12 protein-coding genes are annotated in these 12,091 nt (G+C 70.8%); 7 read left to right on the top strand and 5 right to left on the bottom strand.

Translation table 11 applies throughout. The annotated features are described in order from the left end of the window. Positions 1–22: 22 nt before the first annotated feature. Complete coding sequence (locus tag ASF94_RS14700; RefSeq protein WP_056667855.1) at positions 23–997, top strand: tripartite tricarboxylate transporter substrate binding protein; 975 nt, start codon at positions 23–25, stop codon at positions 995–997. 122 nt (positions 998–1,119) lie between these two features. Here ASF94_RS14700 and folK read toward each other — a convergent pair whose 3' ends face one another. The 4 genes from folK to hda all read right to left on the bottom strand — a co-directional run bounded on the left by folK (position 1,120) and on the right by hda (position 4,847). Beyond that, the gene (gene folK, locus ASF94_RS14705) at positions 1,120–1,653 is read right to left on the bottom strand and encodes a 2-amino-4-hydroxy-6-hydroxymethyldihydropteridine diphosphokinase (protein WP_056668157.1); all 534 of its coding nucleotides are present in this window, start codon (positions 1,651–1,653) and stop codon (positions 1,120–1,122) included. Between the two features lie 97 nt (positions 1,654–1,750). After that, positions 1,751–3,409, bottom strand: coding sequence for a polynucleotide adenylyltransferase PcnB (gene pcnB, locus ASF94_RS14710; RefSeq protein ID WP_056667857.1), 1,659 nt, complete (start codon positions 3,407–3,409; stop codon positions 1,751–1,753). Further along, positions 3,406–4,104 (bottom strand): HAD family phosphatase, encoded by a 699-nt coding sequence (locus tag ASF94_RS14715; protein ID WP_056667860.1) that lies wholly within the window; start codon positions 4,102–4,104, stop codon positions 3,406–3,408. The genes pcnB and ASF94_RS14715 overlap by 4 nt, the downstream gene beginning before the upstream one ends. A gap of 44 nt (positions 4,105–4,148) precedes the next feature. Continuing rightward, on the bottom strand, positions 4,149–4,847 hold the full coding sequence (gene hda / locus ASF94_RS14720; RefSeq protein WP_056667863.1) for a DnaA regulatory inactivator Hda: 699 nt from the start codon (positions 4,845–4,847) through the stop codon (positions 4,149–4,151). Between the two features lie 477 nt (positions 4,848–5,324). Between hda and purM the strand changes: the two genes are divergently transcribed. From purM to ASF94_RS14745, 5 genes are all read left to right on the top strand, one after another. Continuing rightward, positions 5,325–6,389: a phosphoribosylformylglycinamidine cyclo-ligase gene (purM, locus tag ASF94_RS14725; protein WP_056667866.1), complete on the top strand. Its 1,065-nt coding sequence runs from the start codon at positions 5,325–5,327 to the stop codon at positions 6,387–6,389. Positions 6,390–6,403: 14 nt separating this feature from the next. Beyond that, the gene (locus ASF94_RS14730; protein WP_082493313.1) at positions 6,404–7,477 is read left to right on the top strand and encodes an AI-2E family transporter; all 1,074 of its coding nucleotides are present in this window, start codon (positions 6,404–6,406) and stop codon (positions 7,475–7,477) included. A gap of 314 nt (positions 7,478–7,791) precedes the next feature. Beyond that, complete coding sequence (locus ASF94_RS14735) at positions 7,792–8,358, top strand: isochorismatase family protein (protein WP_056667869.1); 567 nt, start codon at positions 7,792–7,794, stop codon at positions 8,356–8,358. Further along, entirely contained in the window at positions 8,355–9,005 is a 651-nt protein-coding gene (locus tag ASF94_RS14740; RefSeq protein ID WP_056667873.1) for a DJ-1/PfpI family protein, read from the top strand. The genes ASF94_RS14735 and ASF94_RS14740 overlap by 4 nt, the downstream gene beginning before the upstream one ends. Next, the gene (locus tag ASF94_RS14745) at positions 8,966–9,973 is read left to right on the top strand and encodes a GlxA family transcriptional regulator (RefSeq protein ID WP_056667876.1); all 1,008 of its coding nucleotides are present in this window, start codon (positions 8,966–8,968) and stop codon (positions 9,971–9,973) included. The genes ASF94_RS14740 and ASF94_RS14745 overlap by 40 nt, the downstream gene beginning before the upstream one ends. A gap of 4 nt (positions 9,974–9,977) precedes the next feature. Here ASF94_RS14745 and ppk2 read toward each other — a convergent pair whose 3' ends face one another. Next, on the bottom strand, positions 9,978–10,892 hold the full coding sequence (ppk2, locus tag ASF94_RS14750) for a polyphosphate kinase 2 (protein ID WP_056667878.1): 915 nt from the start codon (positions 10,890–10,892) through the stop codon (positions 9,978–9,980). Between the two features lie 160 nt (positions 10,893–11,052). Here ppk2 and ASF94_RS14755 point away from each other — a divergent pair, with 160 nt between their 5' ends. Beyond that, positions 11,053–12,090 carry a transporter gene (locus ASF94_RS14755; protein WP_056667881.1) on the top strand — a complete coding sequence of 346 codons (1,038 nt, stop codon included), beginning with the start codon at positions 11,053–11,055 and terminating at the stop codon, positions 12,088–12,090. Position 12,091 lies beyond the last annotated feature (1 nt).

The raw sequence follows: 12,091 nt of genomic DNA on the forward strand, positions 1-12,091 counted from the left end.
TCTCCGCCCCCTATTCCCGCTCATGAACCGCAGAAACCTTCTTCTTTGCGCCACCGCACTGGCCGGCTCCTTCGCCGCCGCGCCGCTGGCCCTGGCCCAGGACGCGCCCATCCGCCTGGTGGTGCCCTACGCGCCCGGCGGCCCGATCGACGCGACCGCGCGTGCCCTGGCCGAACGGGTGCGTGAGTCGCTGGGGGTGGTGGTGATCGACAACAAGCCCGGCGCGGGCGGCAACATCGGCGCCGACGTGGTGGCCAAGGCCGCACCGGACGGGCTGACCATCGGCATCTCCGCCACCGCCACCCACGCGGTGAACCCCTGGCTCTACTCCCGCATGCCCTACGACGCCGCCAAGGATTTCGTCGGCATCACGCAGATGGTGCGCGTGCCCAATGTGGTGGTGGTGAATGCGGCCCGCGCCGAGCAGCTGAACATCCACTCGCTGGCAGACCTGATCGCCTACGCCAAGGCCAACCCCGCGAAGCTGAACTACGGCAGTGGCGGCAATGGCAGCGCCGGCCACCTGGCGGGCGAGATGTTCAAGCAGCGCGCCGGCATCTACGCGCTGCACATTCCCTACCGTGGCGCCAGCCCCGCCCAGCTGGCGCTGCTGGCCGGCGAGGTCGACTTCAACATCGACAACCTGGCCGCCGCCGCGCCGAACATCCGCGCGGGCAAGCTCAAGGCACTGGCCGTCACCTCGCTCGAACCCAGCCCCATGCTGCCGGGCGTGCCTGCGCTCTCCAGCCTCTACAAGGGCTTCTCCGTCGACACCTGGTGGGGCCTGGTCGCCCCGCACGGCACGCCCAAGGCCGTGGTCGCCAAGCTGAACAAGGCCTTCACCGACGCGTTGAAGACGCCGGAAACCAAGACCCGCTTCGCCGCCCTGCTGGCCGAGCCGGTGCCCACCACGCCGGAGCAGTTCGACGCTTTCATGGCGTCGGAACGCGCCAAGTACCAGCAGGTGGTGAGGGCTTCGGGCGCCAAGGTCGATTGAGCTGAACGGGCGGGCGGGCGGGCGTGCCTGCCGGCTGCAGGGTCGGCCTGATGGCCCGTCGCCGCTCGCCCTGAGCCTGGGCCTGTCGGAGCTTCAGTTCCAGCGGTAAGCCGCAGGCAGGCTCAGCCCCAGAACCGCCCCTCCAGCCGCTCGATCCGCTGCCCCCGCACGGCGGCCAGCTGATCGGCATCGACCCGCTGCGGCGCGATCTCGGCCAGCGGATGCAGAACGAATGCCCGCTCGTGCATGCGGGGGTGCGGCACGGTCAGGGTGGGGGTGTCGATGCGCTCCACCGCACCCTCGCCCTCCCCGTACAGCAGCACGTCCAGATCGAGGGTGCGCGGCGCGTTGCGGTAGGGCCGCTCTCGGCCGGCGGCCTCTTCGATAGTTTGCAGCGCACGCAGCAGATCGTGCGCGGCCATGGGCGTGGCCACTTCGGCCACCGCGTTGAAATAATCGGGCCCGCCCGCATCCACGGGCGCGCTGCGGTAGAGCGAAGACACCCGCACCACGCGGCTGCCGGGCCAGCAGGCCATGGCCTCCAGCGCACCCCGCAGGGCAGCGGGCGCATCGCCCAGGTTGGCGCCCAGGCCGATCCAGGCGCGCCGGGTGCCGGCATCAGCGGCGGACGGGGCACACGCAGGCGCCCTCGGCATGTCGGTGAGCGGCGAGGACGGCTGCATGGCGCGCGGTTCAGGGGTCGGGGTTCGGTCCAGGGTTCGGAATAGGCAGTGAGACGGCGGCCGCAGCCGGTCAATCGTGCGCTGGGCCACGGCCTGCGTCCGGCGCCGCACCTTCGCCTGCGCCACCACCGGGCTTGCGGCGACGGCGGCGGCGCTTCTTGGGGGCGCTGCCCGGCTCGCCGTCGGCTCCAGCGAAGTCCTGCGCATCGCTTTCATCCTGGGCTGCGGCCTGGCTGTCCGCCGGCAGCGCGCCCTCGTCCCGCTGGCTGGCGGTGGACACGCTGCCCGGCGCGGCAGGCGCTGCCGGCTTGGGCACCCGGCGCACCACCGGCTGGGCCTTCTTCTGGCGGGCGCGCTGCTCTTCGCGTGCCTGGTCCAGCATGTCCTGGCGACGGGCCTCGTCGGCCTGCTGGAACTCCTGCCACCATTCGGCCAGCGCTTCCTCGACCTCGCCCACATCGGCGCGCAGGCGCAGGAAGTCGAAGCCCGCGCGGAAGCGCAGGTGCGTGACCATGCTGAACGGGGTGGTGCCGGCGCGCTTGTCGAAGCGCGGCTGCATGACCCAGATCTCGCGCATGTCGGCGGCCAGCTTGCCGCGGCCCGACACGTCGCCGATGCGCTGGTCGAACACGTCGTCGATGGCGCCCTGCAGCGCGGGGAACGGATGCTCGCGTTGCGCCAGGCGCCGGTCCCAGCCGGTTTTCACGTCCTGCCACAGCACGCAGGCCAGCAGGAAACTGGGCGCCACCGGCTTGCCCTCGCCCACGCGGCGGTCGGTATCGGTCAGGGCCGCCTGGACGAAGGGCGTATCGGCGCGTTCCACCACCACGTCCAGCAGCGGGTAGATGCCGGTCGCCATGCCCAGTTTTTTGAGCTGCGCGATGGTGGCGAGGGCATGGCCGGTCTGCAGCAGCTTGAGCATCTCGTCGAACATGCGGCTCTGCGGCACGTCGGACAGCAGGGCCTGCGAGGCGATCAGCGGGCCGGCGGTCTTGGGCTCGATGGTGAAGCCCAGGGCCGCGAGCTTGGCCGAGAAGCGCACGGCGCGGATGATGCGCACCGGGTCTTCACGATAGCGCGTGGCCGGGTCGCCGATCATGCGCAGCAGCTTCTTCTTCGCGTCCTGGATGCCCTTGTGGTAGTCCACCACGACCTGCGTTTCCGGGTCGTAGTACATGGCGTTGACGGTGAAGTCGCGGCGCGTGGCGTCCTCGTCCTGCGGGCCCCAGACGTTGTCGCGCAGCACGCGGCCGCTGGCGTCCACCGCATGCGTCATGCCGGCCAGCGCGGCGCGCGAGGTCTTCTCGTTGCCGCTGACCTGCTGCTCGATGGCGGTGTTGTCCAGGTAGGCGCGGAAGGTGGAGACCTCGATCACCTCGTGCTCGCGGCCCCGGCCGTGCACCACGTGCACGATGCGGAAGCGCTTGCCGATGATGAAGGCGCGCCGAAAGAGGCCCTTGACCTGCTCGGGCGTGGCGTTGGTGGCGACGTCGAAATCCTTGGGCTTCAAGCCCAGCAACAGGTCGCGCACCGCGCCGCCGACGATGTAGGCCTCGAAACCGGCCTCCTTCAGCGTGCGGACCACGTCGGCCGCGCGCCGGTCCACCAGCTCGGGGTCGATGCCGTGGACGGACGCAGGCACCTCTTCCCGCTTGCCGAAGCGGTGCTTGCCGCCGTGGGCGGAGCTGGAGTCCTTGCCCAGCAGCTTGTCGATGAACTTCTTGATCATGGGTTGGAAGGGAACAGGTCCAATATGCGCCAGCCGCGTTGCTGGGCGAGCGCGCGCAGGCGCGGGTCGGGGTTGGTGGCCACCGGATGATCGACTTTTTCCAGCAGGGGAACGTCGTTGAGCGAGTCGCTGTAGAAAGTCGTTTCGACGTCGCTCCAGCCCCAGCCGCGGGCCTGGAGCCAGTCGTTCATGCGCTGCACCTTGCCTTCGCGCATGGAGGGAACGCCTTGCACCTCGCCGGTGATCCAGCCGCTGGCATCGCGCTGCAGCTCCACGGCCAGCAGATGCTGCACCCCCAGCGCTTGGGCGATGGGGCCGGTTACGAATTCGTTGGTGGCGGTGATGATGACCACCTCGTCGCCGGCATCGCGGTGGCTGCGCAGCAGCGCCAGCGCTTCGGGGCGGATCGCCGGGGCGATGACCTGCTGCATGAACTGGGCATGCGCCGCGCGGCTGGCCTCGGGGCCTTGCCGGCGCACGGCCTCGGTGGCGAACCGCACGTAGTCCAGCACATCCAGCGTGCCGGCCTGGTAGTCGGCGTAGAAGGCGTCGTTGCGGCGGCCGAATTCGGTGCGGTCGCACCAGCCCAGCCGGATGGTGAACTCGCCCCACTCGTAGTCGGAATCGAGCGGCAGCAGCGTGTGGTCGAGGTCGAACAGGGCGAGGCGCGGACGGCGGGAAGACGTGTCGGTCATGTATCGGGCGAAGGGCCGGGCGCGGGTGCTGGGCGGCTGCCCGCTCACTCCGTCTCCAGCATGGTCTTGAGCAGCGGAATGGTGACGGCGCGGCGGGTCTGCAGGGCGAAGCTGTCGAGCTTGCCCAGCAATTCCATCAGGCTGCCCAGATCGCGCGAGAAGCGCGCCAGCATGAAGCCCACCACCTCTTCCGACAGGGCGATGCCGCGCGCGCCGGCTTCTTCGCGCAGCACGGCGCGGCGCTCGGCGTCGTCCAGCAGGTGCAGCTGGAACACGTCGCCCCAGCCCAGGCGGCTGCGCAGGTCGTCGCGCAGCGGCAGGTCGGCCGGGGGCAGGTCGCCTGCGGCCAGCACCCAGCGCGGCGCGCCCACGGCGGGGCTGATCGCGTTGACGAACCAGTTGAAGGCCGCAGCCTGCTGCGCGGTGTTGTAGAGGTGGACTTCGTCGAGCACCACGGCCGTCCAGCGGTCGTCGAAGGCGGTCGGAAACCGTACCGAGGCATCGAGCCAGCCGACGGCACCGCCCTGCTCGCGGATGGCCTCGCTCACGGCTTTCAGCAAGTGGCTCTTGCCGCTGCCGTGTTCACCCCAGAGATAGGTGGGCACGGGCGAGCGGGGCGCGGCTGCCGGCCCGTCGCCCACGGCCAGGCGCAGGTGCTGCAGCGCGGCGGTGTTCTCGCCCGCATGGAAGCTGTCGAGCGTGGGGCCGGGTGCCAGGCCGATGTCCAGCGCCAGCTGCTTCATGCGCGCGCATCCCCAACGGCAGGTACGCGAGGCGCGCACGGCACGCGGCCGTGCCCGTGCGACGCAGGCCGCGCGGGCAGCGCGGCGGCATGGGACGACGGGAGGCGGTGTGCAGGCATGTGGGACGACTGGGGCGTAACGGGGGCAGCGGATGAACAGGGAGAACGGACGAACGGATGAGCGGATGAACGGACGGATGAGGCCGGCCAGCACGGGCTGCGCGGGTTGAAGGACCGCAAGCGGCGAAGCGCCTGGGGCGTGTCGCGTGCGGCCACCGGGCGCACGGCCTTGGCTACCGAAACGGGCGTGCGGCGAGGGATTTTAGCTGCCGCCCAGACAGGTGCGCGCTTTCCTTTGCACGCGGCTGCCGTGCAGACGGCCCGGCCCATGCGTGGTCATTGGCCGGGTGGCCGCGCCCAGCCGCTTAAAATCCGTGGGTTCCGGCCCGCCGCGCGGGCCACCAGCCCCTTCCATTCCATGAGCTCTTCCGCCTCCAACACCCCCATTTCCTACAAAGACGCCGGCGTCGACATCGACGCGGGCGACGCACTGGTCGAGCGCATCAAGCCGCTGGCCAAGAAGACGATGCGCGAGGGCGTGCTGGCGGGTATCGGCGGCTTCGGCGCCCTGTTCGAGGTGCCCAAGCGCTACCAGGAGCCGGTGCTGGTCAGCGGCACCGACGGCGTGGGCACGAAGCTCAAGCTGGCCTTCGAATGGAACATGCACGACACCGTGGGCATCGACCTGGTGGCCATGAGCGTGAACGACGTGCTGGTGCAGGGCGCCGAGCCGCTCTTCTTCCTCGACTACTTCGCCTGCGGCAAGCTCGACGTGGATACGGCAGCCGCCGTGGTGGGCGGCATCGCCCGCGGCTGCGAGCTGTCGGGCTGCGCGCTGATCGGCGGCGAGACCGCCGAAATGCCCGGCATGTACCCGGCCGGCGAATACGACCTGGCGGGCTTCGCCGTCGGCGCGGTCGAAAAATCCAAGATCCTGACCGGCAGGGAAGTGGCCGCGGGCGACGTGGTGCTGGGCCTGGCGTCCGCTGGCGTGCATTCCAACGGCTTCAGCCTGGTGCGCAAGTGCATCGACCGCGCAGGCGACGCCGCCCCCGCCACCCTGGACGGCAAGCCGTTCAAGCAGGCCGTCATGGAGCCCACCCGCCTCTACGTGAAGAACGTGCTGGCGGCGCTGGCACAGCACCCGCACTCTGCGGCTGCGGGCGGCATCAAGGCGCTGGCCCACATCACCGGCGGCGGCCTGCTGGAGAACATTCCGCGCGTGCTGCCCGACGGCCTGGCGGCCCACCTGAAGGCCGGCAGCTGGCCGCAGACCGAACTGTTCGCCTGGCTGCAGAAGACCGCCGGCATCGACGACATCGAGATGAACCGCACCTTCAACAACGGCATCGGCATGGTGGTGGTGGTGGCGGCGGAAGCCGCGGAGGCCACCGCCGCGACCCTGCGCGCCGCTGGTGAGACCGTGTACGCCATCGGCACCATCGCCGAGCGCGGAGACGGCGCGCCCGTCGTGGTGGCCTGACCTCGCGCCGGCCCATGGCCCCCGCGCCCGCCGCACCAGCCGCCACGCCCGCCCGCACCGACATCGCCCTGGCCGTGCCGGGAGCGCCCCCGGTGGCGCGCAGCGTGGCTGCCGCCAGCTACCTGCTCATGGCGGCTGCGCTGCTGCTGGTGATGTGGCGCGGCCTGCTGCCGGGGCTGCTGTGCGTGTGCCTGGGCTTTCTGCTCACGCGCTGGCTGGCGCAGCGGCTGGGCGCCACCCGGCTGGCCCGCCGCCCGGCCGAAGTCATCGCCGCAGCTGCGGTGATGGTGGGGCCGGTGCTGGCGGTGCTGCTGGCCCTGTCGCATTCGCGCACCTACGTGGTCGATGCGCCCCAGCAGTACCGCGACCTGCTCGATTTCATGGCCCGCACGGTGCTGGAGCTGCGCCTGAAGCTTCCCGCCGACATCGCTGCGCAGTTGCCGGAAGGGGCGCAGGAGATCCAGCGCATCATCGCCAACTACCTGGGTGCGCAGGCGGGCGCGCTGGCGGTGGCCGGCCGCGCCTGGCTGGGCGCCCTGCTCTACGCCTACGTGGGCCTGCTGATCGGCGCGCTGGCTGCCGTGCGCGTACCGCACGCCCTGCGCGGCCCGCTGGTGCGCCACCTTTCGCAGCGCGTGACGCTGCTGGGCGAGGCCTTCCGCCAGATCGTCGCCGCGCAGTTCTGGATCGCCGCCTTCAACACGCTGCTGACCGCGCTCTTCCTGGTGCTGGTGCTGCCGCTCTGGGACCTGCGCCTGCCCTATACGCCCGCCCTGATCACGCTGACCTTCGTCGCCGGCCTGGTGCCCATCGTGGGCAATCTGCTGTGCAACGTGGTGATCACCATCGTCGGGCTGTCGGTGTCGCCGGTGGCAGCGGCTGCCTGCCTGGCGTTCCTGATCCTCATCCACAAGGCCGAGTACGTCATCAACGCCAAGGTGGTGGGCGTGCGCACCCACATGGGCGTGTGGGAGCTGCTGTCCGTGATGTTCGTGTCCGAGGCGGTGTTCGGCCCCGCCGGCCTGGTGGCAGCGCCACTCTTCTACGCATATCTGAAGAAAGAGCTGGAAGCCGCGCGGCTGGTGTGAGCCAGCCCGTTCCGACCGATCACGACCCGGCCCCGGACGCACCGGTGGCCAGCGCGGCGCCGGCCGCCAGGGAGCGCCGCGACGACCCGCAGCCCGCCTGCGCTGGCTGGATCGCATCAACACACCCACCCCAACCCGTCCCGGCTGAGCCTGTCGCCACCAGGGCCACGCCCGCTGGCCCGGAACACCCCCTTGGACGCCCAGCGCCATAATCTGTCTGAAAGTGATCGGTTTTCGTCCGCCCCCGGCCGGACGCACGCCGCACGCGCCGGAAGAATCGAGGACTTCATCCACCGCCCCGCTGAAGCCCTCCCATGAAAACCTGTCTGATTGTGATCGACGTGCAGGAATCGTTCCGCCATCGCCCCTACTCCACCGAGCGCGACATGCCGCAGTACCTGGCCGCGCAGAACGCGCTGATCGCCGGTTGCGCGGAGCGCGGTGTGCCGATCGTGCGGGTGTTCCATTCCGATGGCCCGGCCGAGCCCGCCAACCCGTTCGCCATCGAATCCGGCCACGTGCGCCCGCTCGAAGGCCTGGCGCCCTTCCACGAGGCCGCTCAGTTCGTGAAGCACCGCCACAGCGCGCTGGTCGGCACCGGGCTGGAGGTGTGGCTGACCGAGAACGGCATCCAGCGCCTGATCGTGAGCGGCATCCGCACCGAACAGTGCTGCGAAACCACCACCCGCCACGCCTCGGACCTGGGCTGGCAGGTGGACTACGTCACCGACGCCACGCTGACCTACGACATGCAGCAGCCGGACGGCACGCCGCTCTCCGCCGCCGAGATCAAGGCGCGCACCGCCACCGTGCTGACGGGCCGTTTCGCCACGCTCTGCACCGTGGACGAAGCGCTGGCCCGGGCCGGAGAAACCGAGTGACGGGGCCCGTCGCCGCGCCGCTGCGAGTGGCCCTGCTCGCCTTCGACGATGTCGAGGCGCTGGACCTGGCCGGCCCTTACGAAGTGTTCACCACCGCCGTCCGCATGGCCGCGCGGCTGACACCCGGCGCAGTGGCGCCTTTCGCGGTGCACTGCGTGGCCCGCACCAGCCAGGCCGTGCGCGCCCGCGCCGGTCTGCGCGTGTGGCCCGACGCCGGCTTCGCCGATGCGGCGCAGCCCGATGTGCTGATCGTTCCGGGCGGGGTGGTCGATGCGGCGCGGCGCTGTCCCGACACGCTGGCCTGGATCGCCCGCGCAGCCTCCGGGGCGCGCATGACGGCGTCCGTCTGCACCGGCGCCTTCCTGCTGGCCGACGCAGGCGTGCTGACCTCAGGCGAGGCGACCACGCACTGGGAGGACATCGCCGAGCTGCGTGCGCAGTGTCCGCACCTGCAGGTGCGCGAGGGCGTGCGCTGGGTGGCGCAGCCGGGCGGGCGGCTCTACACCTCGGCCGGCATCAGCGCCGGCATCGACCTCAGCCTGCATCTGGTCGAGCGCCTGGCCGGCCGGGCACTGGCGCTGCGCACGGCGCGGCAGATGGATTACGCATGGACCGACAACCCGCAGCCAGCCCAGCCAGCGGCCTGATCCGCGTCGTCTTCGTGCTGCTGGAGGACAGCCTGGTGCTCGACTGGGCCGGCCCGGCGGAAGCGCTGCGCATCGCCAACCAGTGCCTCGCGGCAGCCGGACAGGCCGAGCGCTTCCGCATCGAGTTCGCGGGCCCGGCGCCCACGACGCGCGGCTCGGTCGGCGTGCAGCTGGCCCAGATCGCGCCGCTGCCCGCGCGCTGGAATGCGGGCGAGCCTGCCTGGATCGTGCTGCTGGGCCAGCCCGGCAAGACCATCGACGTGCGCAGCACGGGCGCCCGCGATGTGCTGCACTGGCTGCGCGGCCAGCGGCTGGCCGCCGGGCGGGTGGAACTGGTCACCATCTGCGCCGGAGCCGTGCTGGCGGCGCACGCCGGCCTGCTGGCGGGCCGCCAGGCCACCACGCACCATCACCACCTGGACGAGCTGCAGTCGGTCGAGCCGCGTTGCGACGTGCTGGCCAACCGGGTGTTCGTCGCCGACGGGCCGGTGCACAGCAGCGCCGGCGTCACCACCGGCATCGACCTGATGCTCGACCGCATCGCCGCCGCCTGCGGCCCGGCCATTGCCGCCCAGGTGGCGCAGACCATGGTGGTGGCGATGCGGCGCGGATCGCACGACCCGGAACTGTCGCCCTTTCTGCACCACCGCAACCACCTGCATGCCGCGTTGCACCGCGTGCAGGACGCCGTCGGTCAGCAGCCGCAGGCCGAATGGACGGTGCCCGCCATGGCCGACGTGGCCCACACCTCGCCGCGCCACCTGACGCGGCTCTTCACCCTCCATGCGGGCATCGCGCCGCTGGAATACCTGCGCCGCATTCGCCTGGCGGTGGCGGAGGCCGCCCTGCGCTCGGGCAGCAATGTGACGCAGGCGGCGGCGCTGGCGGGCTTCCATTCCGACCTGCAGCTGCGCCGGGCGTGGCGGCAGTTCGGGCGGCCGGGCACGCCCTCGGCGATCAGCCGGTAGGCACTCAGTACCGCTCGGGCACGTACATGTCGGCCGGCACCGGCTGGCGGAAGTATTCGGGGTGGCGCACCCGCTCGGGCAGCACCACTTCGGGGTGCGGCACTTCCGTGTAGGGCAGCTGGTCCAGCAGGTGGGCGATGCAGTTCAGCCGCGCCTTCTTCTTGTCCACGGCCTGCACCAGCCACCAGGGCGCCTCGGGAATGTGGGTGCGCTCCAGCATGGTTTCCTTGGCCTTGGTATAGGCCTCCCAGCGCTTGCGGCTCTCCAGATCCATGGGGCTGAGCTTCCACTGCTTGAGCGGGTCGTGGATGCGGCTGAGGAACCGCAGGTGCTGCTCTTCGTCGGTGATGGAGAACCAGTACTTGATGAGCGTGATGCCCGAGCGCACCAGCATCTTCTCGAATTCGGGCACCGAGCGGAAGAACTCCTCGTATTCCTCGTCGGTGCAAAAACCCATCACGTGCTCGACGCCGGCGCGGTTGTACCAGCTGCGGTCGAACAGCACGATCTCGCCGGCCGCCGGCAGGTGCGCCACGTAGCGCTGGAAGTACCACTGCGTGCGTTCGCGGTCGTTGGGCGCCGGCAGCGCGGCCACGCGGGCCACGCGGGGGTTGAGGCGCTGGGTGATGCGCTTGATGACCCCGCCCTTGCCTGCCGCATCGCGCCCCTCGAAGAGGATGACCACCTTCTGGCGGGTGTGCTGCACCCAGTCCTGCAGCTTGACCAGCTCGCCCTGCAGGCGGAACAGCTCGCGGAAATAGGCCTGGCGCGCCGCCTTGTCGAGGGGCAGCGCCTCGCCGGAGCCGTCCCGCTCGCGGTCCTCGATCTCCAACTCCAGCTCTTCGTCGTACCCGTCCATCAGTTCGCTGGCGATGCGCTGCATGAGATCCTGCGTGTCGAGTGAAGTGTTGTGAAACATGAGAGGAAAGCGGCCCGATGAAAGAAGACGCGCCATGGTGGCGAGGGGCGGTGACAGCCTCATGACATGTTGCACGGCCGTCACATGCTTGTCACGATGGCGGCGCAACATCGCGCCCCAATCGCACGCCCCTGCCGACCCTTTTCCTACAAGCTCCCGCATGTTCGCCCCAGAAGCCCTCGCGTCCCACTACGGCGGAGACGCGGCCGGCCTGATCTGCGGCTATGTGCTGCGCGCGGGCGCTGCGCCGCAGGCCATCGACGCGGCCGGCGCCGCGCGGTGGCTGGCCGCCGAGGCTCCGGAAGGGGACGACGGCCCGCCGCCTTTCCTCTGGCTGCATTTCAACCTCAGCCATGCGCAGGCCGTGCGCTGGGTGCAGCGGCACGCCGACCTGCCAGCGGCCTTCTTCGAGGCGCTGGGCGACGGTTCCCACTCCACCCGCATCGAGCGCGACGACGACACGCTGATCGCCGTGCTGAACGACGTGCACTTCGACTTCGCGTTCGAGCCGATGGATTTCGCCACGCTCTGGATCGGCGTCACGCCGCGGCTCGTCATCACCGCGCGCACCCAGCCGCTGCGCTCGATCGATGCGTTGCGCACTGCCGTGCGCGAGGGCGAGTGCCCCCGTTCCAGCGTCGCGCTGCTGGAGCAGCTGATGCGCACGCAGGCCGACGGCCTCGTGGGCATCGTGCGCGGCGTGACCCAGCGTCTGGACCGCATCGAGGACGAGCTGCTGGCCGGCCGGCTGGACCACAAGCGCGCCCGGCTGGGCCAGCTGCGTCGTCTGCTGGTGCGGCTGCAGCGGCTGCTGGCGCCCGAGCCCGCCGCGCTCTTCCGGCTGCTGCAGCGCCCGCCGGGCTGGATGGCGGAGGCCGATGCGCAGGAATTGCGCGACGCATCGGAGGAGTTCTCGGTGGTGCTGCGCGACATGCAGGGCCTGCAGGAGCGCATCAAGCTGCTGCAGGAAGAGGTGGCGGCGAACGTGCAGGAGGCCAACAGCCGCAGCCTGTTCGTGCTGACGGTGGTGACCGTGCTGGCCCTGCCCATCAACATCCTCACGGGGCTATTCGGCATGAACGTGGGCGGCGTGCCGCTGGCCGATGCGCCGCACGGCTTCTGGGTGATCGTGGCGGTGCTGGCGGCGTTCACTGCCGTGGCGGCCTGGCTGGCGCTGCGGCGGGGCAGCGGAGACTGAA

Origin of the sequence: Acidovorax sp. Leaf160, assembly GCF_001424265.1 — a bacterium.
Taxonomy (GTDB): domain Bacteria; phylum Pseudomonadota; class Gammaproteobacteria; order Burkholderiales; family Burkholderiaceae_C; genus Paracidovorax.

Bases quoted from the DNA above. Each gene is read 5' to 3' on its own strand.
- ASF94_RS14700 (WP_056667855.1), top strand. From the start codon at position 23: ATGAACCGCAGAAACCTTCTTCTTTGCGCCACCGCACTGGCCGGCTCC.
- folK (WP_056668157.1), bottom strand. From the start codon at position 1,653: ATGCCGAGGGCGCCTGCGTGTGCCCCGTCCGCCGCTGATGCCGGCACC.
- pcnB (WP_056667857.1), bottom strand. From the start codon at position 3,409: ATGATCAAGAAGTTCATCGACAAGCTGCTGGGCAAGGACTCCAGCTCC.
- ASF94_RS14715 (WP_056667860.1), bottom strand. From the start codon at position 4,104: ATGACCGACACGTCTTCCCGCCGTCCGCGCCTCGCCCTGTTCGACCTC.
- hda (WP_056667863.1), bottom strand. From the start codon at position 4,847: ATGAAGCAGCTGGCGCTGGACATCGGCCTGGCACCCGGCCCCACGCTC.
- purM (WP_056667866.1), top strand. From the start codon at position 5,325: ATGAGCTCTTCCGCCTCCAACACCCCCATTTCCTACAAAGACGCCGGC.
- ASF94_RS14730 (WP_082493313.1), top strand. From the start codon at position 6,404: ATGGCCCCCGCGCCCGCCGCACCAGCCGCCACGCCCGCCCGCACCGAC.
- ASF94_RS14735 (WP_056667869.1), top strand. From the start codon at position 7,792: ATGAAAACCTGTCTGATTGTGATCGACGTGCAGGAATCGTTCCGCCAT.
- ASF94_RS14745 (WP_056667876.1), top strand. From the start codon at position 8,966: ATGGACCGACAACCCGCAGCCAGCCCAGCCAGCGGCCTGATCCGCGTC.
- ppk2 (WP_056667878.1), bottom strand. From the start codon at position 10,892: ATGTTTCACAACACTTCACTCGACACGCAGGATCTCATGCAGCGCATC.
- ASF94_RS14755 (WP_056667881.1), top strand. From the start codon at position 11,053: ATGTTCGCCCCAGAAGCCCTCGCGTCCCACTACGGCGGAGACGCGGCC.